Origin of the sequence: Pedobacter sp. Leaf170 (assembly GCF_920984665.1) — a bacterium.
GTDB lineage: Bacteria > Bacteroidota > Bacteroidia > Sphingobacteriales > Sphingobacteriaceae > Pedobacter.
In genome coordinates this window covers 1-24,993 of sequence record NZ_CAKLBP010000005.1, presented here as the reverse complement: position 1 = coordinate 24,993, position 24,993 = coordinate 1, and the positions used below count along the sequence as shown (strand labels likewise).

23 protein-coding genes are annotated in these 24,993 nt (G+C 35.2%); 8 read left to right on the top strand and 15 right to left on the bottom strand.

Features of this window, described 5'->3' with window-relative positions; all coding sequences use genetic code 11:
• The first annotated feature begins 6 nt into the window (after nucleotides 1–6).
• The 4 genes from LUA90_RS12780 to LUA90_RS12765 all read left to right on the top strand — a co-directional run bounded on the left by LUA90_RS12780 (nucleotide 7) and on the right by LUA90_RS12765 (nucleotide 2,776).
• Entirely contained in the window at nucleotides 7–543 is a 537-nt protein-coding gene (locus tag LUA90_RS12780; RefSeq protein WP_231464424.1) for a GNAT family N-acetyltransferase, read from the top strand.
• Between the two features lie 106 nt (nucleotides 544–649).
• Nucleotides 650–1,102 (top strand): cold-shock protein, encoded by a 453-nt coding sequence (locus LUA90_RS12775; RefSeq protein ID WP_231464426.1) that lies wholly within the window; start codon nucleotides 650–652, stop codon nucleotides 1,100–1,102.
• Between the two features lie 574 nt (nucleotides 1,103–1,676).
• Nucleotides 1,677–2,363 carry an SIMPL domain-containing protein gene (locus LUA90_RS12770; RefSeq protein WP_231464429.1) on the top strand — a complete coding sequence of 229 codons (687 nt, stop codon included), beginning with the start codon at nucleotides 1,677–1,679 and terminating at the stop codon, nucleotides 2,361–2,363.
• Between the two features lie 98 nt (nucleotides 2,364–2,461).
• Nucleotides 2,462–2,776 (top strand): hypothetical protein, encoded by a 315-nt coding sequence (locus LUA90_RS12765; protein ID WP_231464432.1) that lies wholly within the window; start codon nucleotides 2,462–2,464, stop codon nucleotides 2,774–2,776.
• A 178-nt stretch (nucleotides 2,777–2,954) separates the two neighbouring features.
• On the opposite strand, the gene odhB is transcribed toward LUA90_RS12765, so the two are convergent.
• The 3 genes from odhB to LUA90_RS12750 all read right to left on the bottom strand — a co-directional run bounded on the left by odhB (nucleotide 2,955) and on the right by LUA90_RS12750 (nucleotide 8,578).
• Nucleotides 2,955–4,184: a 2-oxoglutarate dehydrogenase complex dihydrolipoyllysine-residue succinyltransferase gene (odhB, locus tag LUA90_RS12760; RefSeq protein WP_231464434.1), complete on the bottom strand. Its 1,230-nt coding sequence runs from the start codon at nucleotides 4,182–4,184 to the stop codon at nucleotides 2,955–2,957.
• Nucleotides 4,185–4,299: 115 nt separating this feature from the next.
• On the bottom strand, nucleotides 4,300–7,098 hold the full coding sequence (locus tag LUA90_RS12755; RefSeq protein ID WP_231491200.1) for a 2-oxoglutarate dehydrogenase E1 component: 2,799 nt from the start codon (nucleotides 7,096–7,098) through the stop codon (nucleotides 4,300–4,302).
• Between the two features lie 205 nt (nucleotides 7,099–7,303).
• Nucleotides 7,304–8,578 (bottom strand): DASH family cryptochrome, encoded by a 1,275-nt coding sequence (locus tag LUA90_RS12750; protein ID WP_231464440.1) that lies wholly within the window; start codon nucleotides 8,576–8,578, stop codon nucleotides 7,304–7,306.
• 169 nt (nucleotides 8,579–8,747) lie between these two features.
• On the opposite strand from LUA90_RS12750, the gene LUA90_RS12745 reads away from it, so the two are divergent.
• The 3 genes from LUA90_RS12745 to LUA90_RS12735 all read left to right on the top strand — a co-directional run bounded on the left by LUA90_RS12745 (nucleotide 8,748) and on the right by LUA90_RS12735 (nucleotide 12,830).
• Nucleotides 8,748–10,391, top strand: coding sequence for a DUF4139 domain-containing protein (locus LUA90_RS12745; protein ID WP_231491199.1), 1,644 nt, complete (start codon nucleotides 8,748–8,750; stop codon nucleotides 10,389–10,391).
• A 201-nt stretch (nucleotides 10,392–10,592) separates the two neighbouring features.
• Entirely contained in the window at nucleotides 10,593–11,498 is a 906-nt protein-coding gene (locus LUA90_RS12740; protein WP_231464446.1) for a TIGR01777 family oxidoreductase, read from the top strand.
• 30 nt (nucleotides 11,499–11,528) lie between these two features.
• The gene (locus LUA90_RS12735) at nucleotides 11,529–12,830 is read left to right on the top strand and encodes a deoxyribodipyrimidine photo-lyase (protein ID WP_231464449.1); all 1,302 of its coding nucleotides are present in this window, start codon (nucleotides 11,529–11,531) and stop codon (nucleotides 12,828–12,830) included.
• Here the strand turns inward: LUA90_RS12735 and LUA90_RS12730 are convergent.
• The 8 genes from LUA90_RS12730 to LUA90_RS12695 form a co-directional block, all read right to left on the bottom strand.
• Nucleotides 12,820–13,689: an FKBP-type peptidyl-prolyl cis-trans isomerase gene (locus LUA90_RS12730; protein ID WP_231464452.1), complete on the bottom strand. Its 870-nt coding sequence runs from the start codon at nucleotides 13,687–13,689 to the stop codon at nucleotides 12,820–12,822. The two genes, LUA90_RS12735 and LUA90_RS12730, sit on opposite strands and share 11 nt — an antisense overlap.
• Before the next feature lie 31 nt (nucleotides 13,690–13,720).
• The gene (locus LUA90_RS12725) at nucleotides 13,721–14,176 is read right to left on the bottom strand and encodes an FKBP-type peptidyl-prolyl cis-trans isomerase (protein ID WP_231464455.1); all 456 of its coding nucleotides are present in this window, start codon (nucleotides 14,174–14,176) and stop codon (nucleotides 13,721–13,723) included.
• Nucleotides 14,176–14,664 (bottom strand): FKBP-type peptidyl-prolyl cis-trans isomerase, encoded by a 489-nt coding sequence (locus tag LUA90_RS12720; RefSeq protein ID WP_231464458.1) that lies wholly within the window; start codon nucleotides 14,662–14,664, stop codon nucleotides 14,176–14,178. The genes LUA90_RS12725 and LUA90_RS12720 overlap by 1 nt, the downstream gene beginning before the upstream one ends.
• Nucleotides 14,665–14,794: 130 nt before the next feature.
• Complete coding sequence (locus tag LUA90_RS12715; RefSeq protein WP_231464461.1) at nucleotides 14,795–16,576, bottom strand: acyl-CoA dehydrogenase family protein; 1,782 nt, start codon at nucleotides 16,574–16,576, stop codon at nucleotides 14,795–14,797.
• A 66-nt stretch (nucleotides 16,577–16,642) separates the two neighbouring features.
• On the bottom strand, nucleotides 16,643–16,999 hold the full coding sequence (locus LUA90_RS12710; RefSeq protein ID WP_231464464.1) for a four helix bundle protein: 357 nt from the start codon (nucleotides 16,997–16,999) through the stop codon (nucleotides 16,643–16,645).
• Nucleotides 17,000–17,058: 59 nt separating this feature from the next.
• Nucleotides 17,059–18,234 (bottom strand): acetyl-CoA C-acyltransferase, encoded by a 1,176-nt coding sequence (locus LUA90_RS12705; RefSeq protein ID WP_231464467.1) that lies wholly within the window; start codon nucleotides 18,232–18,234, stop codon nucleotides 17,059–17,061.
• 471 nt (nucleotides 18,235–18,705) lie between these two features.
• Nucleotides 18,706–21,111, bottom strand: coding sequence for a 3-hydroxyacyl-CoA dehydrogenase/enoyl-CoA hydratase family protein (locus LUA90_RS12700; RefSeq protein ID WP_231464470.1), 2,406 nt, complete (start codon nucleotides 21,109–21,111; stop codon nucleotides 18,706–18,708).
• 12 nt (nucleotides 21,112–21,123) lie between these two features.
• Entirely contained in the window at nucleotides 21,124–21,558 is a 435-nt protein-coding gene (locus LUA90_RS12695; protein ID WP_231464473.1) for a MarR family winged helix-turn-helix transcriptional regulator, read from the bottom strand.
• A gap of 109 nt (nucleotides 21,559–21,667) precedes the next feature.
• On the opposite strand from LUA90_RS12695, the gene LUA90_RS12690 reads away from it, so the two are divergent.
• A complete protein-coding gene (locus LUA90_RS12690) occupies nucleotides 21,668–22,657 on the top strand; it encodes a hypothetical protein (RefSeq protein ID WP_231464474.1) in 990 nt (329 codons plus the stop codon).
• A gap of 11 nt (nucleotides 22,658–22,668) precedes the next feature.
• Here LUA90_RS12690 and LUA90_RS12685 read toward each other — a convergent pair whose 3' ends face one another.
• The 4 genes from LUA90_RS12685 to LUA90_RS12670 form a co-directional block, all read right to left on the bottom strand.
• Nucleotides 22,669–23,187, bottom strand: a complete 519-nt coding sequence (locus LUA90_RS12685; RefSeq protein WP_231464476.1) for a hypothetical protein — start codon at nucleotides 23,185–23,187, stop codon at nucleotides 22,669–22,671.
• Between the two features lie 17 nt (nucleotides 23,188–23,204).
• Entirely contained in the window at nucleotides 23,205–23,768 is a 564-nt protein-coding gene (locus LUA90_RS12680) for a hypothetical protein (RefSeq protein WP_231464477.1), read from the bottom strand.
• A gap of 300 nt (nucleotides 23,769–24,068) precedes the next feature.
• Nucleotides 24,069–24,668, bottom strand: coding sequence for a hypothetical protein (locus LUA90_RS12675; RefSeq protein ID WP_231464479.1), 600 nt, complete (start codon nucleotides 24,666–24,668; stop codon nucleotides 24,069–24,071).
• Nucleotides 24,628–24,819: a hypothetical protein gene (locus tag LUA90_RS12670; protein ID WP_231491198.1), complete on the bottom strand. Its 192-nt coding sequence runs from the start codon at nucleotides 24,817–24,819 to the stop codon at nucleotides 24,628–24,630. The genes LUA90_RS12675 and LUA90_RS12670 overlap by 41 nt, the downstream gene beginning before the upstream one ends.
• Nucleotides 24,820–24,993: the final 174 nt, after the last annotated feature.

Here is a 24,993-nt window from a genome sequence, read left to right as displayed (position 1 = left end):
TAAATTATGAACTTTGAGTTACAACCTATTTTAGAAGATGACTTGTTAAGCGTTGTGCCTTTGCGGGCCACAGATTTTGAAAAACTTTACGAAGTAGCAAACGACCCATTACTTTGGGAGCAGCATCCGAATCAAAACCGCTACCAACGCCCGGTTTTTGAAAACTTTTTTAAAGGCGCCATGGAATCTGGTGGTGCTTTTATCGTTTACGAAAAGCAAAGCGGCAAAGTTGTTGGCAGTTCGAGGTTTTATGAATTAGATGAAATCAATAAATCGGTTGCGGTTGGTTATACCTTCATTGGTAGAGATTTTTGGGGTAAAAAGCACAATCGAGCTTTAAAAACCTTAATGTTTAACCATGCCTTTAAATTTGTAGATAAAATAATTTTACATATTGGAGCAACCAATTTCCGTTCGCAGAAGGCTACAGAGAAACTTGGCGCTAAAAAAGTTAGCGAAATAGAGGTTGCTTATTATGGCGAACCAAAAAAATGGAATTTCGTTTACGAAATTACTAAAACGGAGTGGTCATCTGCCCAATAATTACAAAACCCTGTACCTGTACAATAGTTTTTCTGCTTAAGTAATGCTATATTTGTATAATTCTACATTCCACTCACCTTTCTAACAACAAAATAATTAATAAAATATGGCTAAATCTCAGGCAACTTATAGTAAAAAAGAGAACGAAAAAAAACGACTAAAAAAACAAAAAGACAAACAAGAGAAAAAAGAAGAGCGTCAGGCTAATGCAAAAAAAGGTTTAGCGCTCGAAGATATGATGGCTTATGTTGATGAAAATGGAAACATTTCTTCTACGCCACCAGATCCTAAAAAAATGAAAGTTATTAATACTGAAGATATTCAGATTGGTATTTCAAGACAAGAAGATATTATTGATGAAAATCCGATTAAAAAAGGTACGGTAACATTCTTTAACGATAGTAAAGGTTATGGTTTCATCAAAAATACAGAAACTCAAGACAGTATTTTTGTTCACGTTAATGGTTTAACAACTCAAATTAAAGAGGGCGATAAAGTTACTTTTGAAGTAGAAATGGGTCAAAAAGGTCCAACTGCGGTTAGAGTTTCTAAAGTTTAATTTAATTTTCGATTTACATTTTTAAGATTGTAAATCCATCTCCAACCTGCAGAAAATTCTGCTGCGCAAGGTTTTATAAACATATATAATTCCGTCTATTTAAGCATAAAACCTGGCGCATTTTTTTCTTTTAAAGAGATATCAAAACTTTTTTTTAAAATTTTAAAAAAGCAGGTTCCTGTTGGCTTTGGCTATTTCAGTCCCGCCATCGCTTATAGTCCTCATTTCGCTGCGCTTTCATTCCGGGCTATTTAGCTCTGTCTGGTTTATTTTTCAAAAACTGTAGTTCATTTGCAAATAAAAAATGCACAAATAATAATGTCTCTACGGTCTGTAACTTACCTTTTTGTTAAATTGCTTTACATAGCTATACAATCTGCTGTAAATAAACCTGATAGGAGTAAAAGCCCGCATCCCGATTTTTTTCGGGTGCGGCTTGAAACGATAGCAGGGCTACATTTGCCATGAAAGAAAGAACCGTACATTTCCAAAATCAAAAAAAAAATTTAAATCTCGGTGTGGAATTTGCTATGCGCTTACATCATTACAGTACACACAAAGAAAAAACAGAATTATGAAAAAGTTAATAGCAATTGCATTAGTTACATTGATAGGTTTATCAACAGTTAAAGCGCAGCAAGCAGATTTAAGAAGAAAAATTAATGTTAGCGGTTCGGCAGAAACAGAAGTAACTCCAGATATTATTTACATTGGTATTTCGCTAAAAGAATATTTAAACGGAAAGAAAAAAGTTGAAATTACTGAATTGGAAAAACAACTTTATGCAGCGGTACAAAAAGCCGGAATTGCAAAAGAAAATTTAATGGTAAGTGATTTAAGCAGTTGGAATTATGCAACAGAAAAAAAGAAAAATCCTGATTTTTTAGCCAGCAAACAATACCGTTTAAAAGTTAGCGATTTAAATAAATTTAATTCGATTATTGAAGCTATAGATGCGAAAGGTATTGCAAGCACCAACATAGAGAGCTATGATTATTCGAAAATTGAAAGCTTAAAAAAAGACCTTAAAATTAAAGCGCTTTTAGCGGCAAGAGAAAAAGCAGCTTATATGGTTGCGGCGCTTGGCGATAAATTAGGTGCAGTAATTGATATACAAGATGGTGGCGATAATGTTATGCAACCAGTTTACAGAAATTATATGATGAAAACTGAAATGGCTGATGCAAGTGGTGCACCGGAGATTGACTTTAAAAAGATTAAATTAAACTTTACAGTTAATGCAGTTTTTGAAATAAAATAAGATTTTTAATTTTTTTTATTATTTTTTGATAACCTACCAACACATTTTGGTAGGTTTTTTGTTTATGTATCATTGTAACATTAAAAAACTTATAAATTATGAAAAAATTCATTTACACCTTAGCCCTTGTTTTTTCTTTGGCAATTAGTTTTAATTCTGCTCAAGCCGCAGATAAAAGAGCAAAAAACCCTACTGAATTAACGGCAGAACAAGCTTTACAATTAGAGAAAATTAAAACCCGTGTTGAAGAAATTAGAGACATGGATAAATCTAATTTAACAAGAGCTGAACGTAAAGCACTTCGTAGCGAATTGAAAGAATTAAAAGGTCAGGCACGTGCAGTTTCTGGTGGTGTTTATCTTTCAGTTGGTGCTATCATCATCATCATTTTATTATTGATTTTGATTTTGTAATCATATAGAACAACATTCATCTATCTATATAAAACAAAAAGCTTTGCATAACTGCAAAGCTTTTTTTGTGCCCAATATTCCGTCCTCTCGAGGCACGAATTTACCTTTTACAAACAAAAAAAAGCCTCAACTAAAAAGTTGAGGCTTTAAATATGTAAAGTTCCCTTTAGGATAATAGCTAAACGCCTAATAATAATCTTGCTGGGTCTTCTAATAGCTGTTTAACGCGAACCAAGAAACCAACCGACTCACGTCCATCGATAATTCTATGGTCATACGATAATGCAACGTACATCATCGGACGAATTACAACTTCTCCTTTTTCAGCAATTGGACGCTCAATAATATTGTGCATACCTAAAATAGCCGATTGTGGTGCGTTAATAATCGGAGTAGACATCATCGAACCAAATACGCCACCGTTGGTAATTGTAAAAGTTCCACCAGTCATCTCTTCTATAGTTAATTTACCATCACGAGCTTTTAAAGCTAAAGCCATAACAGATTTTTCAATTTCTGCCAAACTCATGCTTTCTGCATTACGAATAACCGGAACCACTAAACCTTTTGGCGCTGAAACCGCGATAGAAACATCAGCAAAGTTATTGTAAACAATTTCTTCGCCATCTATACGAGCATTTACCGCAGGGAAATCTTTTAAAGCCTCTGTTACCGCTTTGGTAAAGAAACTCATAAAACCTAAACCAACGCCAAATTTTTCTTTAAAAGAATCTTTATATTTTCCGCGTAAATCCATAATCGGCTTCATGTTAACCTCATTAAATGTAGTTAACATTGCCGTTTCATTTTTTACCGAAACTAAACGTTTTGCAACCGTTTTACGTAATGGCGACATTTTCTCACGACGCTCAGAACGTGCGCCAGCAGGAGCCGCAGCAGCAGGAGCTGCATTTACTTTAGGCGCCTCTGCCTTTTTACCAGCTTCCGCTTTAACAGCATCATCCTTGGTAATACGACCATCAACACCAGTTCCTTTTACAGCACCAGCATCAATACCTTTTTCAGCAAGAATTTTTCCAGCTGCAGGTGATGGAGTTCCGGCAGCATAGCTTTCGCCAGATGATTTTTCTGCAACAGGAGCCGATGTTTTATCTTCTGCAACAACTGCCTTTTCTTCTGCTTTTGGAGCATCAGCTTTAGCAGGAGCCGCACCGCCATCTTCAATTTTACAAACTACTGCGCCAATAGCCAGGGTATCACCTTCTGCAGCTATGGTTCTTAAAGTTCCAGCCTGTTCAGCTGTTAATTCGAATGTCGCTTTATCTGATTCTAATTCAGCAATAACTTCATCCATTTCAACAACGTCGCCGTCTTGTTTTAACCACTGTGATAAAACAACTTCAGTTATCGACTCACCAACTGGTGGAACTTTTATCTCTAAACTCATAATGTTTAATATATGTCTCTAATTTTATATAATGACCAATTTTTGAATCATCAATTTCCATAATCAATTATCAAACATTGCAATTTGAGAATTGAAATTTGGTTATTGGAATTTTTTAATCGGCTTCTGCCATTTTTTTACTTGCCTTTTTAGTGGCTTCTTTAACTTCTTCTTTTTTAACAGGAAGTTCTAAAGCTTTAGCTAAAATATAAGCTTGCTGGTTTGCATGTTGTTTAGCAAAACCAGTAGCTGTGCTGCTGCTTTCTTTTCTAGAAATTACATCAATACCTTTTAAACCAGTTTTATATAATTTGCGGAATAAATATGGCCATGCGCCCATGTTTTCTGGTTCTTCCTGTACCCAGAAAATCTCGTCTGCATTTTTATATTTTGCTTTAATTGCTTCCATTTGGTCAACCGGTGTTGGGTATAATTGCTCAACACGTACAACAGCAACATGTTTAACCTTATCAGCCTGTTGTTTTTCAAACAATTCGTAGTAAATTTTTCCGCTACAGAAAACTACACGGGTAACATCAGCAGCTTTAACATTCACATCGTCTATCACTTCTTTAAAGCCACCCTCTGTAAATTCATCTAATTTAGAAACACATGCCGGATGACGCAATAAACTTTTAGGAGAAAACACAACCAAAGGTTTACGGAAATCGCGTTTAAACTGGCGACGTAAAACGTGGAAGAAGTTTGCAGGCGTAGTACAATTAACTACCTGCATATTGTAATCTGCACAAAGCTCCATAAAACGCTCAATACGAGCCGATGAATGCTCCGGTCCCTGACCTTCGTAACCATGTGGCAATAACATTACCAAACCGTTTTCGCGTTGCCATTTTGTTTCTGCACTGGCAACATATTGGTCGATTACAATTTGTGCTCCGTTAAAGAAATCTCCAAACTGCGCTTCCCAAATGGTTAATGCATTTGGGTTAGCCATTGCATAACCATATTCAAAACCTAAAACACCGTACTCTGATAAATGTGAATTATAAATATCAAATGGAGCTTGTTGGTCTGAAATATTTGCTAATGGTACATATTCTTCCTCGCTATCTTCTAAAGTTAATACCGCATGGCGATGAGAGAATGTACCACGTTCAACATCCTGGCCACTTAAACGAACACGTTTGCCTTCTGATAACAAAGTACCATAAGCCAATTGTTCGCCCATTGCCCAATCAAAAACTTTGGTTTCGTTAACCATTTTTGTACGTTCAGCAAATAATTTTTCAATTTTTTTGAAGAACTTTTTGTTTGATGGCAATGTGGTAATACGCTTACCAATTTCTAATAAAGTAGCTTTTTTAACAGCCGTTACTGGCGATTTTTCGAAATCTTTTGGCGTAGCCATACGCAAATCTGCCCATGCACCACCAAATTTTACTTCAGTTTCTCCTGCAACAAACTCTTTAGCCTCGTTTAAACGCTCTTGCAAAATTCCGCGGAAATCTTTTTCCAATTCTTTTGCCAAACCAGCTTCTAACTTACCTTCTTTAGTTAATTGCTCTATATAAATTTCCCGTGGATTAGGGTGTTTTTCGATTGTTTTGTACAATAAAGGCTGCGTAAATTTAGGTTCATCAGACTCATTGTGACCGAAACGACGGTAACATAAAATATCAATGAAAACGTCGTTTTTATATTTCTGACGATATTCCATGGCCAAGTTTATCGCATAAACTAAAGCTTCAGGATCATCACCATTAACATGGAAAACCGGCGACAAAGTTACTTTAGCGATATCTGTACAATAAGTACTTGTACGAGCATCTTTATAATTTGTTGTAAAACCAATTTGGTTATTAATTACCAAGTGGATGGTACCACCAGTTTTGTAACCATCTAAACCAGCCATTTGAATTACTTCGTAAACAATGCCCTGACCAGCAACTGAAGCATCACCATGAATTAAAATTGGAGCCAAACGACTGTTATCGCCACCATATTTAAAATCAATTTTCGAACGGCTCATTCCTTCAACCACACCATCAACAGTTTCTAAATGCGAAGGGTTTGGGCAAAGACTTAAGTGAACACTTTTACCTGAAAGTGTTGCTACATCAGTAGAATAACCTAAGTGATATTTTACATCGCCACCAAAAGGTGTATCAGGGTTGTAACTTTTACCTTCAAATTCGGTAAAAATATCTTTGTAGGTTTTTTGCATAATATTGGCCAGCACGTTCAAACGACCGCGATGCGCCATACCAATTACAAACTCTTCAATTCCTAAATCTGCACCTTTTTCAATAACTGAATCTAATGCCGGAATTAAAGCTTCCGCTCCTTCTAAAGAGAAACGTTTTTGACCTAAAAATTTTGTGCCTAAGAAATTTTCAAAACTTACCGCTTCATTTAATTTACGAAGGATTCGTTTTTTCTCCTCCATAGAAAAGTTAGGTGTATTACGAGCACTTTCCATTTTGCCTTGAATCCAGTTCAAAACTTCTGGTGTACGTAAAAACTTAAACTCTGCTCCAATAGAGCTTGTGTAAGTTTGTTTTAAGAAAGCTACAATATCTTTCAGTTTTGCTGCGCCAATACCAATTTCAACACCAGAGTTAAAAACGGTTTCCAAATCTGCATCTGAAAGTCCGAAGTTAGAAAGGTCTAGCGTTGGCTGATGTTTGCGTCTTTCGCGAACAGGGTTTGTGTGTGTAAATAAGTGACCGCGGCTTCTGTAACCATCAATCAAATTTAAAACACTAACCTCTTTTAAAAAATGTTCTGGAGTTTCGGCAGTAACGGAAGGTGCTTCGGAACCTCTTCCAAAATCAAAACCTTCAAAAAATTTCTGCCAACCAAACTCAACTGATTCAGGATCTTGCTGATACGACTGATATAAAGAATCTATATATTCGGCGTTTTCGCCGCTAAGATATGATAAACTACCCATTATTAAATGTTTACTATAAGCATTACAAAATTAGAATTTTACCTAACATTATTGGAAAAAAACTCGATTAAAATGAGATTTATTAGAGAATAGAATCATTATGGATAAATGAATGGATTTTTAATTAAAAAATTAGTGATTTTTGAATTTGCAAATGTAATGATCGCATATTCAATCAGTCAAAAATCAATAAATCTATTATTACCTATGATGCCCAGGTAAGCGCATAATTGCCTTTAGGATCTAAATTTTTAAGATTCTTATCGAAATCGAAAACACTTTTAGATTTTTGGTCGTTACCAACACCAGCCATATTTGCCCAATTACCCCAATTGCTTGCCGGATTATAATCTATCAGTTTTTCTTCAAAATATGCAGCGCCTAAAACCCAGCTAACTTCTAAATTATTAATTAAATAAAGTGCAGCAGTTTGGCGGGCTACATTTGAAATATAACCTGTTTGATTAAGCTCTGTCATTACTGCATCAACAATGGCAAAACCTGTTTGTCCGTTTTTCCAATTATTAAGATTTTCAGCAGTATTTACCTCATCAACAATACCTTGACTACCGAAACCATTAGGTTTAAAAAAATTATTCCCATACTTTTTAAACATAAAGCGAAAGTAATCTCTCCACAATAAGCCCAGTAAAATATGATTAAACATTGCCTTAGTATTAGGCATGCTTTCCATTTTTTTAATCTCCCAATAAACTTTTCTTGGTGATAAACAACCCATTGCCAACCAGGCAGAAAGTTTAGATGCCAATATCAAATTTTTTGAAGTGGCGGCTTGTTGCATCGCAATTGTAACCTTTTGCAAATTAGCAATTCCTTCAGCCTCACCTCCAATATATTCAAAATCAGACCGAGTATCTTTCTTTGGCGTACTTAAATCAAAATCAGTAATCGTTGGAATATTACCCCAATCAATAACTTCGGCAACATTAACTCTATCTGGAGCCGCAAAACAAGGCTTTATAATTGCATCTCTCTCAATTTTCTTTTTAAATTGATTAAATGCATCCGGAATATCCTTTATTGGAAAAGGTAAATCTTCTTTATTGTATAGCGTATGCCCAATAAAATGTTTCAAATTTATCCTGAGTTTCCACAATCCGTTTTCTAATTCGCTCGAAATTTTTGTTTCCTCTTCAGCCACCTCACGGTGATGATAAACTTCATTTATTTCATATTCCTGAACCAAAGCAGGAATAATATCTTCAGGTTTACCTTGAGCTACAAGTAGGTTGCCGCCTATTTGCTTAAGTGAATTTCTTAATGCGGCAACACTTTCCAAAATAAATTGCGCTCTGATACTTCCGGTTTTTAGCGTACCGTATTTGGTTTCTCCAAAGGAACGAGAATCGAAAATGTAAACAGGTAAAATTGAATCAGATTTAGCAATTGCTTCTACCAACATCTCGTTATCGTGAAGTCGAAGATCATTTCTAAACCAGACTAGAATTTTTTTAGACATGCTTATTGTAGAAGTTGTGATGAAGAGCTTAACCACAAATTTATCTTATTTTTTCTACGCATCAAAACCCTTAAGAATTCTTTACAAATCACCTACAAAATTAAATTGCCTTGTGGAAAATAAACATTCAATGCATCATTTGTAAAATTTTAACCCAACACAAATCAAAATGAAACGAATTTTAATTGCGCTATTATTCCCACTAAGTGTTTTTGCACAACAACAAATAAAAAGTAAAGCATCGTTAGAGCAGGTAACCGTTTATAATAATGGCGCCCAACTTTTGCATACCGGAAAAATCAATCTTCCGGCAGGCACATCCGAAATTGTAATTAATAATATTTCGGGCCGTGTTAATGAAAACTCCATTCAAGTTGAGGTATCAACCGGGGTAACCATTTTAGCTGTTCAGTTTAACCGCGATTTTTTAAACACCGATGCTGCTAATCCTGAAATAAAGCTATTGAATGATAGCATCAGAATCGTTAATGCAGAATTATCGAAAACAAAAAATGCTAAAACCATTGAAGAACAAACTTTGATTTTATTGGATGAAAATAGAAAATCGGGCGGTACAAATACCGGAACAAATGTTGCCGAACTTATTAAACTTGCAGATTATTATCGAACAAAAAGTGCAGAAGTTCGCAACGCGATTGTATCAATATCAGCAACAGAAGAAAGGCAAACCAAAAAATTAAACGCTTTGCAACAACAATTGGCTGAATTGAGGAATAATCCAAACCAGCAATTGGGGCAATTGGTTCTGCAATTAATGGCAAAGGAAAGTACTAATGCAATTTATAATGTTAGTTATGTAACCCCAAGTGCAACCTGGTTAGCAAGTTATGATATCAAGGCAACCAACACAACAAGCCCATTAGCTATAGTTTACAAAGGTGCAATTACTCAAAGCACTGGTTTAGATTGGAAAAAGGTAAAGCTTTCTTTATCAACAGGCAACCCAAATTATAATATTACTGCACCAATTTTAAATCCTTGGTTTGTTTCAGCCTTTTTACCAAAACAACAATCATTAGCTAGTCAGGTTCAAGGTATAAAAATAAGAGGTGTGGCATCGCCTTTGGCAGATGAAAACAAGCTTAATGAAACCCTGATGATTGGCTATGGTAAAGCAGAAAAAAGACAAAATGTAGCCGCTTCGGTTTCAACAATAAACAATTACACATCAGTAAATGAAACCCAGCTTGGCGTAACTTTCGATATTGATATTCCTTATGATATAAATAGCGACAATAAGCCACATACGGTTTCTTTTAAAGAGTATAATGTACCTGCAAAATATAAATATTATGCTGCCCCACGTATAAGTAATGATGCTTATTTGCTAGCAGATGTGCTCGACTGGGAAAAATTGAATCTGCAAGCTGGCAACGCAAATATCATTTTCGAAGGCACATATACCGGCAAGTCTTTTATCAACCCAAATAATATTTTAGATACACTAAGCTTAAGTATGGGTAAAGACAAAAAAATCATCATCACAAAAGAAAAGCAAGAAGATTTTAGCAGCACAAAATTTATTGGAAGTAATAAAAAACAACTTTTTACCTATCTAATTAAGGTTAGAAACACTAAAAAGGAATCTGTTGAGCTATCACTAAAAGACCAATATCCGCTATCAACACAAAGTGATGTTGAAGTAGAATTATTAGAAAACAGCGGCGCTGAAGTAAATAAAGATACCGGAATTTTAAATTGGAATTTTAAACTTGCACCAAACGAAACTAAAATTATAAAATTGAGTTATTCGGTAAAATCACCAAAAAATAAAGTAATTGCTGGATTGTAGATTTAATAATCAAAATATTTGCAAACAACACGTCATTCCCTATTTAATAGGAAATTTTAATGTATTAGATTATCCTTCTTTAGCTTTAAGATTCCCGCATACGCGGGAATGACGAATGAGAGAAAATGAATAACTAATTACCATAAGCTAAAAGTGGATGTAATCTAAAAAACCGTTTTGTATCTTTAGTGTTGTTAAAAGATGGCAAAAAAAATTCTGATAACCGGAGCAACTGGTCTGGTAGGTTCTTCTTTGAAGAAACTACTTTTGAGTAAAAATTACGAAGTAAATACTTTATCTCGCAAGCCTGAAAAAGAAGCAAATGCATACCAGTGGGATGTTTATAAACAAGAAATAGACAGCCGTTGCCTGGATGGCGTTGATGCCATAATTCACTTAGCTGGAGAGGGCGTTGTAGACAAAAAATGGACGGCAGAGCGGAAGCAGCAAATCATTGATAGTAGAGTAAAATCTACAGCACTACTTTACAAAGCGATTGCAGAAAATAAAAATCATCAAATTAAAACTTTCATTTCTGCATCGGCAGTTGGTTATTATGGCGATTGCGGAGATGAAATTTTGACAGAAGATAGTCCGAATGGTTTTGGATTTTTAGCAGATTGTTGCCAATTATGGGAAAATTCTGTTGATGAAGGAAAAAAACATAGCTTAAGAGTTGTTAAAATTAGAACCGGAATTGTGCTTGCTAAAGATGGCGGAGCATTGCCGCCACTTGCCTTGCCAGTAAAACTATTTGCTGGCGCAGCTATTGGAACCGGAAAACAATGGGTACCCTGGCTCCATATTGATGATATGACTGGGATATATCTTGAGGCACTAGAAAACATTAAAATGGCAGGAAGTTATAATGCTTGCGCACCATTCCCCGTAACCAATAAAGGATTAACTAAAGCAATTGCTAAAGAGCTCGGCAGACCAGTTTGGCCAATTAATGTACCAAAAAAAGCCTTAGAAATAATAATGGGCGAAAGAGCTGATGCCATTTTAATGAGCAACAATACATCTGCACAAAAACTTTTAGATGCGGGATATATTTTTAAATTTACCCAAATACAGGATGCTTTAAAAAACATCTATAAAGGCTAAATTTGACGATTAAAAATCCAACTTATTAAGATGAAGAAAACTGTTAACATTTGCTGGTTACGCCGTGATTTGAGATTAGAAGATAATGCAGCCCTGTATAATGCTTTAAAAAGTAAAAACCCGGTACTTTTACTTTTCATATTTGATAAGAATATTTTAGATAAGCTTCCAAAAAATGATGCAAGGGTAACGTTCATTTTTCAAACATTAGAAGATATAAAGCGTAAACTTCAGTCTAACAAATCTGATATTTTAATAGAATATGGTAAACCCGAAAAAATCTGGCCAAAGGTTTTAAAGGAATTTGAGGTAAAGGAAGTTTACACAAACCACGATTACGAGCCTTATGCTAAAGAACGAGATGATGCTATTGCGGAGTTCTTTGCAAGCGAAGAAATCGCCTTTAAAACCTATAAAGACCAAGTGATTTTTGAAAAAGGCGAGATTTTAAAAGCTGATAAAACCCCATACACTGTATTTACTCCTTATTATAAACAATGGCTGGCAAAGCTTGAAGATTTTTATTATAAAAGTTATCCCACAAAAAAATACTTTAAAAACCTTTACCAAACATCACATTTTGCGCTACCTACACTTAATGAAATGGGCTTTGAAAAAAGTGATTTAAAATTCCCGCCATTAAGCTTTAAAGATAAACTGGATAATTACGCAAAAAATCGAGACTTCCCTGCAATAGAAGGCACAACACACATAGGCTTGCATTTGCGTTTCGGCACTTTAAGCATTAGAAAAGCAGTAGCTGATGCAATTGAAGCGAAATCCAATGTTTGGTTATCAGAATTGGCGTGGCGGGAGTTTTATATGATGATTTTGTGGCATTTTCCTTATGCAGGTTTCGATTCATTTAAAAAGCAATACGATAAAATTAAATGGAGAAATAATGAAGAAGAATTTAAAATTTGGTGTAAGGGTGAAACTGGTTACCCATTAGTAGATGCGGGAATGCGCCAATTGAACGAAACCGGATGGATGCACAACCGGGTTAGAATGGTTGTTGCAAGTTTTCTTTCGAAACATTTACTAATAGATTGGCGCTGGGGCGAAGCATATTTTGCTGAGAAATTACTTGATTATGAAATGGCAAGTAATGTTGGTGGCTGGCAATGGGCGGCAGGATCGGGAAATGATGCAGCACCATATTTTAGGGTTTTTAACCCCGAATTACAGGCCAAAAGATTCGACCCAAAATTTGAATATGTAAAGAAGTGGGTACCAGAATATGGAACAAAAAAATATGCCCAACCAATGGTTGAGCATACATTTGCACGAGATAGAGTGCTTAAAGTTTTTAAGGAAGCACTTAATTCTTAACGCTTACGATTTCGATATCAAAATCTAAATTGGTATTAGGTGGAATAGTTCCGGTTGAACTGCCTGAAGTTCCATAACCTAAATCCGAAGGAACGAATATTCTAACTTTCGTTCCTGCTTTAAAATTCTTAAGAATTTGCCATCCTGCAATTGTGCTTAACAATTCAAAAGATAATGGAGTGCCATCAGTTTTATCAAAACTGGTTCCGTTTAAAAATCTACCTGTATAATTTACAGATATTGTACTATTATTTGATATTGGGTCTGTACCTGTACCTTGTTGAGTAACAATGTATCTTACTCTAGATGGATCTTTAATAGCAGTTAAAGAATTTGCGGCTAAAAAAGTATCTATTAGGTAATCATCCAATTCGTGTCTTTTAGCTTGAGTATAAATTCCAAGTTCAACTAAAATATTTTCATTAGATTCTATACCTAAAGCCGCAATTCCATTTCTCCCAAAAGCAAGGTTAGAAGGAATGATAACATTTGCTTTACCTCCTCTTTTTAGCTTAGATAAAACTTCGCGTACTGGTGTTAAGGTGTAAGGGCTACCATTAATAACAAACCTATCCGAATAACCAAGAAATGTACCGGGAATAGCGATTTTGTCTGATTGATTTAATACTGTTCCGGATAATGTTTTGAATGTATAGGAATAAAAAATAGAATCAGGATTTTTTAACTCAACACCATTTCCGAGTGCTGTAATATTATAATAATATCCTGTAACATCCTTGGTCATGGTTAAATTATTCTGTTTGATGTACGTTTGTATTGCAGCATCATCTACAACCTGAATTGATTCTTCATTTTTCTTGCAAGATGTAAATATTACAGCTGCAAGTAGAACTAGCATAAGGTTGATTTTTGTAAAGTTCTTCATTAATTTATTGTACGTTTATTAATTGTATTGTGAAATCCAAAACCGAATTTGCCGGTACCGGACCAGTTGCCTCACTGCCGTAGGCAAGTTCTGAGGGTATTATTAATCTTATTTCTCCGCCCTTTTGTATTAAAGGTATTCCAATTCTCCAACCCTCTATCAATTGCGCAAGCACAAAAGTATTTTCAATTTTTCCACCATCATCTATCACAGTTCCATCTAACAATCTGCCTTCGTATTTGATGGTTATTTTAGTCCCTGATGGATAAGTTGAAGAACCTATTCCGGGTTTTATAATTTGATAATATAATCCTGAAGGGTGCTTAGTTGCTTGTATTTTATTCTTTTGTATAAATTCAGTCATCTGCTTTTCAGCATCTTCATCCTTTTTACAAGCTGTAAATAAAACCGAAATAAAAAGAAAGCAGAATGCAGTAATTTTTAAAAATTTATACTTCATTAATTGGCTACATTATTAAGGGTAACGGTAAAATCAAGTATAGAATTTGCAGGAATAGAGCCTTGCGCAACATTTCCATAGCCAAAATAAGATGGAACAAAAAACCTAATCTGCCCACCTTTCTGAATTTTTGGTATAGCAATTTGCCATCCTGGTATTAAGCGGCTTAATGTAAACTCTCTTGGTGTACCATTAGAATTATCAAAAACAGTTCCGTTAAGCAGTTTCCCGGTGTAATCAACAGTTATAATACTTGATGTTGTATACACATAGGTACCAGTACCCGCCGCAATAATCTGATAAAACACGCCTGTACTTTCATCCTTTTGTACCACAATATTGTTTGTTTTGGTAAATGCTCTAATTGCAGTGGTATCAGCTTTAAATTGTGGAAGTGGATCGTAAACTTCACCCACGTCTGTTTTTTTGCAGGCCGCAAAGCATCCTGCAATGCAAACCATTAAGAAAAAATGTTTTAGCTTAAGCATAGTTCGCAAAAATAAGCTTTTAATATGGTTGCGACAATTTTTAACCAAATTTAACACTCTATAAGCAAAAAGCCTAAAGCTGAATGCTCGGGAGCTCAGCTTTAGGCTTTCAGCACAATGCTTTAAGCTTTTAAAAAATATATTTATTTGCTTCTATCAACTGCTGAGCAACTCTTTGTCGAGCTTCTTTTACGTTAAATGGTTCCACTTTTGTAAAACGACGTAAACCTACCAACATCATGCGTTGTTCATCGCCTTCGGCAAAAGCCCAAAGTGCTTCTTTACCGGCTTTGGCAATACCGTCAACTGCCTCAACCATGTAAATTCTAAGCAAATCTAACTGTCCGGCGCAAGCATCTTCTCCTTTTATAGAAACCAATTTTTCTGTTCTTAGCAAAGCTGATTCTAATACGTAAACATAACTTGCCATATCTGCAATGTTCATCAAAATTTCCTGCTCTTTACTTAGCGTCATCATCAACTTTTGAACCGCGGAACCGGCAACCATTAAGGTAGCTTTTTTCAAATTGGCTAAAACTTTTTTCTCTGCGGCAAATAAAGTTGTGTCTTCTTCACCAAAATCAGGAATGCTCATTAATTCAGTCGCAACAGCAGTTGCAGGCGTCATTAAATCCAGTTCGCCTTTCATAGCACGTTTCAACATCATATCTACCGTAAGCAGACGATTGATTTCGTTCGTACCTTCAAAAATTCTATTAATGCGGGCATCACGGTATGCTCTATCCATAGGTGCATCTGCACTGAAACCCATTCCTCCATAAATCTGAACACCTTCATCAACCGTATAATCTAAAGCTTCAGAACCCCAAACTTTTAAAATGGCGCATTCAACTGCGAATTGTTCTACCGATTTTAATCGGGCTTTGCCCGATTCCATTCCACCGGCAACCAATTGTTCGTAAGTGTCATCAATATTTTGACCCGCACGATAATTTGCAGCATCAACAGCGTAAAGTTTCGAAGCCATTTCTGCAATTTTGAAACGAATTGCACCATATTTTGAAATTGGTCTGTCGAATTGAATCCGCTCATTTGAATAATTTATCGCTGTGCTAAGCGTAGCTTTTGAAGCACCAATTGCTGCTGCAGATAATTTTATACGACCAATGTTTAAAATGTTTACCGCGATTTTGAATCCATTTTCTCTATCGCTTAACATATTCTCAACAGGAACCTGGCAATCGTTAAAGAAAACCTGACGAGTTGATGAGCCTTTGATACCCATTTTATGTTCTTCCGGATTCATGGTAATGCCACCAAAATCTTTCTCTACAATAAAAGCGGTTAAGTTTTTATCATCATCAATTTTTGCGAAAACAATAAAAATATCAGCAAAACCACCATTGGTAATCCACATTTTTTGTCCGTTGATGATGTAATGTTTACCATCATCGCTCAATTTTGCTTTAGTTTTTCCAGAATTTGCATCAGAACCCGAATTTGGCTCAGTTAAACAATAAGCCGCTTTCCATTCACCAGAGCCTAATTTTGGAATATATTTCGCCTTTTGCTCATCATTGCCATAGTATAGAATTGGCAAAGTACCAATTCCGGTATGAGCAGAAAGTGCTACTGCAAATGAGTGTCCGGCGCCAACCACATCGGCAACCAGCATTGAAGTGTTAAAGTTTTTACCGAAACCGCCGTATTCTTCGGGCACTGAAACACCAAGAATACCCAATTCGCCAGCTTTGGTTAATAGTGTAGGCATTAAATCAGGGTCTTCCTGTTTATCAATTTTATCTAAATTCGGATAAACCTCAGCTGCTAAAAAATCGCGACAAGTTTGCGCAATCATTTGTTGCTCTTCATCAAATTCTTCAGGAATGAATACATCCTGGTAAGCAGTTTCTTTAATTAAGAATTCGCCGCCTTTAATTGTGTTGCTCATAGTTTAGTATTGTGAATTGCGTAATGCGTATTGAGTCGATTTTTCAATCACATTTCGCAGTGTTAATTATTTCTGTATTAGTGCCGATTGAAGCTTATAATTCATTTTTTGAAGAGTATCTATATCATCTAAAATATTACTACCATCTACATCATTGATAAACCCCAGTTTTTGGGCAATTACTATTTGCGTTTGAAGTTCGTAACAAGAGCCATTCGCAATTCCTAAGAATTGCTTAAACTCTCCCTTTGTATTTCTGCCTGCTCCTTCCGATATATTTGAAGGAATTGAAATTGCGCACCGTCGAATTTGAGATATTAAACCAAATCGTTCATCAGCAGGAAATTTACCAGAAACACCATAAATTCGTATAGCTAAATCAATTGCTCTACTCCATATTTTTAAGTCTTTAATATTATGCATTTGTTAAGAATTTGACTGTATGATTTCTCTCAATACGCAATACTCATTCCCCAAATCGTCTAAAACATCTCAAAAATCCCTGCTGCACCTTGTCCTGTACCTACGCACATAGTAACCATTCCATACTTTTTATTTTGTCTCTTTAATTCATTTAGCATTTGCACCGAAAGCTTGGCTCCGGTACAACCCAGCGGGTGACCTAAAGCAATCGCTCCACCATTTACATTAATTACATCAGGGTTTAAATCCAAAGTTCTGATAATGGCTAAAGATTGTGAAGCAAAAGCTTCGTTCAATTCTATTAAATCAATATCATCTTGCTTTAAACCTGCTTGTTTTAATGCTTTCGGAATCGCCTCAATCGGACCAATACCCATAATTCTTGGTGGCACACCAGCAACACCATAACTCACTAATCTTGCAATAGGTTCGGCATCTAGTTCTTTCATTTTCTTTTCAGAAACTACCAAAACGAATGCTGCTCCGTCAGATGTTTGCGATGAATTACCAGCCGTAACACTTCCAACCGCATCAAAAACAGGTTTTAACTTCGCCAGTTTCTCTAAAGTTGTATCTGCCCGCGGGCCTTCATCTGTATCTACCACGTAAGAACGTGTTTTCTTTTTCAGGTTCTCATCTAAATAATTTTCGTTAATGGTAATTGGCAAAACGCCATCTTTCAAATGGCCATTTTTTATGGCATGAATAGCCTTTTCGTGAGATTTCAACGAGAAAGCATCCTGGTCTTCTCTACTTACATTATATTCTTTGGCAACCGCTTCGGCAGTTAAACCCATGCCCCAATACCAATCCGGATTGTTTTTTGCAACTTCTGCGTTTGGAACCAATTTCCAACCACCAAAAGGCATTCCACTCATAACCTCAACCCCACCCGCAATAATACAATCGGCCATACCAGCTTTAATTTTAGCAACCGCAGTTGCTATGGTATCTAAACCAGATGCACAATAACGGTTTACCGTAACGCCCGGAACTTTATCCGTATCCAGTCCCATCAGCGAAATCATTCGGGCAATGTTTAAACCCTGCTCTGCCTCCGGAGTTGCATTACCTACAATTACATCGTCAATCTGTTCTTTATCTAAATTCGGAACCGATGCCACCAAAGCTCTTATCACTTCTGCAGCCAAATCATCAGCTCTTGTAAAACGAAATACGCCACGTGGCGCTTTGCCCACTGCTGTACGATATCCGGCTATAATGTATGCTTCCATTTTTATTAGTATTAAATAGCGAGTATCAAGTATCAAGACAGGGCTCAAATTTGAAATCGCCAGTATTCTATTTTTATTTATTAATCATTAGAAAAGCAAAACCTGCATTTCATTGGTTAGGATAGTCCCGCCTGCCTACCGCAAGCAGGCTAAGCATTTCAATCTTTTGTAAACTTCTGTCATTCTGCCCATTTTCGTCATTGCCTGCCTGCAGTAGGTAGGCGAAGAGGAACTACGTAGCAATCTTTTTTGCTATAACTACCAAAAAGTATTTCCACTTCTATCGGGTTTAGAGAATTTAGGTTTGGTTTAAACAAAAATCCTACCCTGCTTCTTCCAAAGGAGGATACCCCTCAGCATTTTTAACTCTTTAAAAAGCCCATCCCTAAAGATTGCTTCGTGCCTCGCAATGACGAGACGACTAGACAAACTCCAATCTTGATACTTGATACTCATATCTCGATACTCAATCTAATTCCTTAATGGTTTTCCTTTTGTAATGATGCTTTGAATTCGCTCCAAACTCTTCCTTTCCCCTGCTAGAGATAAAAATGCTTCTCTTTCTAAATCCAGCAAATATTGTTCGCTCACTTCTGTCGGGGCTGATAAATCGCCGCCACACATAACGTAGCCTAATTTTTCAGAGATTTTTTTATCATGCTCGGAAATAAAATGCCCAGCATACATGCTATTTGCACCGGCGTATACAATTCCTAAACCTTGTTTACCCAAAACTTTTATATCAGTTCGTTGAACAGGTTTTGTATAACCAGCATCGGCTAATTCAATCGCTTTAGCTTTTGCATCAGCTAATAAACGGTTGCGGTTCATCGAGATAGAAAATTTATCTTTTTGCAGATAACCTAACTCATAAGCTTCGTAACCAGATGTTGAAACTTTAGCCATTCCAATGGTTAAGAAACGTTCCTTCAAAGCATTTTGAACAATCTGGTCGTCTTTAAATTCATCAGATGCACGTAAAGCAAATTCTTTTGTTCCGCCGCCGCCAGGAATTACACCTACGCCAAATTCTACCAAACCCATATATGTTTCTGCCGATAACTGAACATGGTCTGCATGTAAACTGAACTCACAGCCACCACCTAATGTTAAATTATGAGGCGCTACAACAACCGGAATTGAGGAGTAACGAATGCGCATAGATGTATTTTGAAACATTCTGATGGCCATATTCAACTCATCCCATTCCTGCTCTACCGCCATCATAAAAATCATCCCGACATTTGCCCCGGCAGAAAAATTTGCGCCATCGTTACCTATCACCAAACCGCGATAATCTTTCTCTGCCATATCAATGGCTTTATTAATTCCGGAGATTACATCGCCACCGATGGTATTCATTTTAGTATGAAATTCTACATTCAGAATGCCATCGCCTAAATCAATAATCGATACGCCAGAGTTTTTCCAAAGCGTTTTATTTTCTCGGATGTTATCTAAAATGATAAATTCATCAGTTCCTGGTAAGGCTTTATAAGATTTTGATGGAATATCGTAATACTTCTTAACGCCTGCCTCCACTTTGTAGAATGAAGTATGCCCGGCATCAAGCATTTCGTGAACCCAAGCCGCAGCTTTATTTCCATATTGCTCCATTCCTTCGAGCGCTTCTTTAACGCCAACCGCATCCCAAAGTTCAAACGGACCTAATTCCCAACCAAAACCAGCTCGCATGGCATCATCAATGCGATACAATTCATCAGAAATTTCAGGAATTCTATCCGAAACGTATTCAAATAAACCGAAAGAAGAATGGCGGAATAATTCGCCGGCTTTATCTTTTCCCTTAGCAAAAATCTTCATGCGTTCGCGAAGATTTTCTACAGGCTTGGTCATCTCTAGCGTAGCCGATTTTACCTTTTGCTGAGGTTTATATTCAAGCGTTTTTAAATCAAGGGCTAAAATTTCGGTTTTGCCATCAGCCGTTTTGGTTTTTTTATAGAAACCTTGCTTGGTTTTATCGCCCAACCACTTATTTTCTTCCATTTTTTGCACGTAGGCTGGAAGTTTGAATAAATCATGTGCTTTATCGTCAGGGCAATTATCATAAAGTCCTTTCGCAACCTTAATCATAGTATCTAAACCCACCACATCCGAAGTACGGAAGGTAGCCGATTTTGGTCTGCCTAAAGCCGGACCCGTAAATTTATCAACCTCTTCAACGGTCAAATCCAGTTTCTCTACTAAATGTAGCAAAGCCATTATAGAATAAACCCCAACACGGTTGGCAATAAATGCAGGTGTATCTTTACATAAAACAGTAGTTTTACCTAAAAACTTGTCGCCGTAATGCATTAAGAAATCAACAATTTCTGGCTTGGTATGAGGCGTTGGAATAATCTCCAATAATTTTAAGTAACGGGGCGGATTAAAAAAATGTGTTCCACAGAAATGCGCTTTAAAATCATCGCTTCTACCTTCAGCCATCAAGTGAATCGGAATACCAGAAGTATTAGATGTGATTAAAGTACCTGGTTTGCGGAATTGCTCAACTTGCTCGAAAACCTTTTTCTTAATGTCAAGGTTTTCAACCACCACTTCGATAACCCAATCAAAGCCTGCAATTTTAGACATGTCATCATCAAAATTTCCGGTTTTAATTTTGTTCAAAACCTTTTTAGAATAAACCGGAGATGGATTTGTTTTTACAGCGGTTTGCAAAGCAGTATTTACAATCCGATTTTTTACTGCTGGTTTATCGAGCGTTAAGCCTTTTGCTTCCTCTTCTGGTAATAAATCTTTTGGGGCAATATCTAAAAGCAAAACCTCTACGCCAATGTTAGCAAAGTGGCAAGCAATGCGTGAGCCCATAATACCCGAACCTAAAACAGCAACTTTATTTATGCTTCTTTTCATCAGAAAATATATTTAATCAACAGTATATGCTACCGTAATATCATTAAGTTTTATTAATAGATTGATGAACGTTTCCTTTTCCTTTTTAGTAAAGTGCTCATCTAAATATTCGTTAAATTTCCGTACAACGCCTTTGGCCAGTTGTTTCTTTTCTTTTCCAAAATCAGTTAAAAAAACCTTTACCGAACGCTTATCTCCTACTGAAGTTTCGCGGTAAATAAGCTTAGCTTCTTCCATGTTATTCAGCATTCGAGAAAGGCTTGTTGCTTTAACCCCAAGCAAGCCGGCAAGGTTTGAAACAGCAGTACCTTCATCATCATTAATGTTTATAAGCATGTAGCCAATTGCCTGGGTAATCCCAAAGCTTGATGCCATTTGGTTATACTTATTAAACATGTTTTGCCATGCAAACTTAACATGGTAATCTATAGTTTGCTGTTGTTTCATTTATTCAATTTATTATGCTTGCATAACAAAGCTAATGAATGTATTTTGTTAATGCAATAGGAAAATTGAAAATATTTGTCAAAAGATTCTTATAATTGATTCTACACAAATGAAAAAATACCCTATGCTACACTTAAGAAAAATTCAGCTGTTTTTTTTATTCACTTTATGCTACGGAATTAGCTCTGCGCAAGTATCCTACTTTGGAAAAGAATCAATCCCACCAGAAAAATTTGAGGCATTTAAAAAAACTACAACGCTTTTTACACTTCAATACAAAGACTACACGGAACTAGAAAAATTTGATGCTGCTATAAAAAAAAGCTGGACGATTACCCCATACAAAATCATAAAACCAGAAGATTTAGCTAAATATGATACGCTTGCAAATTATTCTTTTTTTTATTTTGATGCCTATAGCGAAGAATTTGAGAATACAAGTAAAGCTAATGTAGTTTATGTTTTGAAGCTGGCTACTCCTGGCAAAAAAGCAAAAGAGAAAGAAGAATCGGTATTAGCCACAGTTACCCTATTTGCAGATGTTTATACAAATTTGCAGGTAAACTCGATGGATGAGCAATCAGGTTCGAAGAAGGCAAAGAAATCAAAATTATTAGGTCAGCTTTTTAATCAATCTAACTTTTATAATTGGTCGTCAGGAATATTGGCAGGTTATTTAAAACAAATAAATGACGGATTAAATTCGCCCACAAATAGAGTACTTGAATTAGAGTTTTACAATAAGGTTAGATTACCGCAACTGGCAAATCAAACACTTTATGTTCCGGAATACATTAAACAAGCTTTTAGCACAATTAAAATTCCTGGCGCTGTGAGTAATTATGATGCAAATACAATACAAGAGCCATATACATATAAATTAAAGTTTGCCACATCTAAAGAATTAGATACTTTGATTTTAGATAAGAGCACACCAATCAAATATGTGATTTATACACAACGTGGTAGTGATAAAATAATTAGCATTTACGACAGTCGGGATAATCAAATCATCTATCAAAAATTCTCCCCTAATACCTTAAATTTTGAAATGAATGATTTAAGTAGTATTCAGAAACTGATAAAAACGATTAAATAAAAAATATAATTTTATGGCTGTACTATTGTTTCTTTTGAGCCAACATCTCTGGTTCTAAAGCCATGAGAGGTAAAAGGAAAATATAGCTGAACCTGAGTAGATTTAAACTGATTTTCTGCAAGTTTTTCTACAATAAAAACACGTTTATATTTAAAATTTTTCTGATTCCACTCGTCACTGATTAACCCCTTAATTTTTTCTAAATTTTGATAGGGTAAAACTCTTTTCTTCTTAAGAATGCTACTATCAGTAATACAAAAATTATTCTTATTTATACTAGCAAAAAGGTCATAAATAAGGTCTCTTTTTACATCACTGGAAATATATGAATAAGTGTAAATGTCATGCTTCGTTTCTGAGCGATCTATTTTCTTATCTAATCTTTTAGTTTCACCGATTTTTAAATATTTCTTATAAATCACTTTTGAAGAATCAACTTTAAAATAGAGATACAAATCTTTTTTTTCTCGTTTTTGAGCATTTAAGTTTAAATAAAGAAGACAGAATGCCAAAACTAATTTATAAATCATTGCAGTTACCTCTACTCTTAAAATTTCTCTTGTTTTGATTTAAGCATATCAGAGTATAGAACCGGAATATCTACTTCGAAATAATTAATACCTTTTAAAAACTGTTTTATCTCAGGTTGTATAACAACTTTAAATTTTCCAGCTTTTAACTCTTCTTCTATTTCTTTTAATTGACTTAGAGTTAGTAGCGAGGTATTTTTCATCAGAAATTCTATCTCAATAGGACTTCCATTTTCATTCATTTTAAAGCCAATAAATAAAAAATCATTAAAACCTTTCGGTAACTGTTCTAGTATACTAAGTGGGATATATTTAGCACATATTTGGGTCACTATCTTTTTATCAAATTTAATATAGCTGTTTATTTTTATATCTTGGGGTAAATTTGGAGCATAAAATCTTACTTTGGAAAATTTATTTGATGTATTTACGAGTTGAGTACGTTTATGATCTGGTTTTTTTATCAGATAAGTTTCTCCGGATATATTAATTTTTCCCTCATCCATTTTGGCAAGAGGCTTTTGCGTTTTGCAGGCGATAATTAAAAAGCTTAAGGATATAGTTAGAATTACATTTTTCATAATGAGAATTTATTTACAATTAGAAGTAGAAAATAAGTTCTCTTTTTCCATCACTGGAGATATATGAATAGGTAAATATATCGTGTTCTTTAGTCACATTCTTATAAATCCTCTTTGAAGAATCTGCCATAAAATATAAATACAGGTCTTCGCCCTTTCTTGCGAAAAGCCTACTTTGATTATAAACGTAAATATAAAACACGAAACAAACGATTTAAAAATCATTAATTTATTACCTTTCAATGAATTACGTAAGCATGATTAAACTTAAAATGTCAAATAAAATTTCCTAATTAATACCTACCTTATTCCTAATTCATCCCTAATTAATGCTTTATAAGACAAATTCGAGATGATAATTCCCCATTTATTTTTATTATTACCAAAATCACGTTTAGTCATTAAGACCTGAAAACGTTCCTTACTCCAGAACAAAATGTTATGGTCATCTAAAGAATTAATTTTAGATTCAATTCCTTCAGGATTTCCTAATTCCGAAACAATTTTGTTAAGCAAAAATACATCCAATTTGACCATTAAATAAATAGCAAATTCACTAGCATTACCGTTAGTATATCCATACAAATGTTCTACTGCATAACCAAACAAAGAATAATTTTCAATAGTTGAAGTTGCCCGACGGTTTATCTTATATATAGAGAATTCATTATTTAGCTCGAATCTTTCTTCCCAATTAAATTCGTAATAATTAAATTGTTTATGAATAAGTTGAAGCAAAGTTTCTTTTTGAAAAATTAATTTATCTAACTTAAAATTATATTTTGATTCGATTTGGCTATATGACATAGTTACGGGTAATAGTAGCAAAAAAGTTAGAAAACTTTTTTTAAAATTAAATTTAACAATCATTCGGATTTGTCCAATCACTTCTTTCTTCATTTCGGAATACTATATTAGGGCTTCCAGTTCCGTTCGTTCCCGCAGTCCCCATGTGGGTCATCGTATAGAGATTAAGCTGTATTTTAAAATACTGAATTACTGCGGCATCATTTGGTAAATATGGAGCGTTTCTAAATTCCGTATACGTCATATTTCTAGCAAATTCAACGGCTTGTGCAGATCTATTTGCGGCTCCACCTGTGCACTTCCCAAAATTCAGACCATTTAAAAGTAGAATTCTAGACCGAGCGCAGCGAGGCTATTAGAAAAACTATTAATTTTAATTGGCAATATGAAAAGAATCAAGTTTACGGAATCCCAGATT

Bases quoted from the DNA above. Each gene is read 5' to 3' on its own strand.
- LUA90_RS12780 (WP_231464424.1), top strand. From the start codon at position 7: ATGAACTTTGAGTTACAACCTATTTTAGAAGATGACTTGTTAAGCGTT.
- LUA90_RS12775 (WP_231464426.1), top strand. From the start codon at position 650: ATGGCTAAATCTCAGGCAACTTATAGTAAAAAAGAGAACGAAAAAAAA.
- LUA90_RS12770 (WP_231464429.1), top strand. From the start codon at position 1,677: ATGAAAAAGTTAATAGCAATTGCATTAGTTACATTGATAGGTTTATCA.
- LUA90_RS12765 (WP_231464432.1), top strand. From the start codon at position 2,462: ATGAAAAAATTCATTTACACCTTAGCCCTTGTTTTTTCTTTGGCAATT.
- odhB (WP_231464434.1), bottom strand. From the start codon at position 4,184: ATGAGTTTAGAGATAAAAGTTCCACCAGTTGGTGAGTCGATAACTGAA.
- LUA90_RS12755 (WP_231491200.1), bottom strand. From the start codon at position 7,098: ATGGGTAGTTTATCATATCTTAGCGGCGAAAACGCCGAATATATAGAT.
- LUA90_RS12750 (WP_231464440.1), bottom strand. From the start codon at position 8,578: ATGTCTAAAAAAATTCTAGTCTGGTTTAGAAATGATCTTCGACTTCAC.
- LUA90_RS12745 (WP_231491199.1), top strand. From the start codon at position 8,748: ATGAAACGAATTTTAATTGCGCTATTATTCCCACTAAGTGTTTTTGCA.
- LUA90_RS12740 (WP_231464446.1), top strand. From the start codon at position 10,593: ATGGCAAAAAAAATTCTGATAACCGGAGCAACTGGTCTGGTAGGTTCT.
- LUA90_RS12735 (WP_231464449.1), top strand. From the start codon at position 11,529: ATGAAGAAAACTGTTAACATTTGCTGGTTACGCCGTGATTTGAGATTA.
- LUA90_RS12730 (WP_231464452.1), bottom strand. From the start codon at position 13,689: ATGCTAGTTCTACTTGCAGCTGTAATATTTACATCTTGCAAGAAAAAT.
- LUA90_RS12725 (WP_231464455.1), bottom strand. From the start codon at position 14,176: ATGAAGTATAAATTTTTAAAAATTACTGCATTCTGCTTTCTTTTTATT.
- LUA90_RS12720 (WP_231464458.1), bottom strand. From the start codon at position 14,664: ATGCTTAAGCTAAAACATTTTTTCTTAATGGTTTGCATTGCAGGATGC.
- LUA90_RS12715 (WP_231464461.1), bottom strand. From the start codon at position 16,576: ATGAGCAACACAATTAAAGGCGGCGAATTCTTAATTAAAGAAACTGCT.
- LUA90_RS12710 (WP_231464464.1), bottom strand. From the start codon at position 16,999: ATGCATAATATTAAAGACTTAAAAATATGGAGTAGAGCAATTGATTTA.
- LUA90_RS12705 (WP_231464467.1), bottom strand. From the start codon at position 18,234: ATGGAAGCATACATTATAGCCGGATATCGTACAGCAGTGGGCAAAGCG.
- LUA90_RS12700 (WP_231464470.1), bottom strand. From the start codon at position 21,111: ATGAAAAGAAGCATAAATAAAGTTGCTGTTTTAGGTTCGGGTATTATG.
- LUA90_RS12695 (WP_231464473.1), bottom strand. From the start codon at position 21,558: ATGAAACAACAGCAAACTATAGATTACCATGTTAAGTTTGCATGGCAA.
- LUA90_RS12690 (WP_231464474.1), top strand. From the start codon at position 21,668: ATGAAAAAATACCCTATGCTACACTTAAGAAAAATTCAGCTGTTTTTT.
- LUA90_RS12685 (WP_231464476.1), bottom strand. From the start codon at position 23,187: ATGATTTATAAATTAGTTTTGGCATTCTGTCTTCTTTATTTAAACTTA.
- LUA90_RS12680 (WP_231464477.1), bottom strand. From the start codon at position 23,768: ATGAAAAATGTAATTCTAACTATATCCTTAAGCTTTTTAATTATCGCC.
- LUA90_RS12675 (WP_231464479.1), bottom strand. From the start codon at position 24,668: ATGAAGAAAGAAGTGATTGGACAAATCCGAATGATTGTTAAATTTAAT.
- LUA90_RS12670 (WP_231491198.1), bottom strand. From the start codon at position 24,819: ATGACGTATACGGAATTTAGAAACGCTCCATATTTACCAAATGATGCC.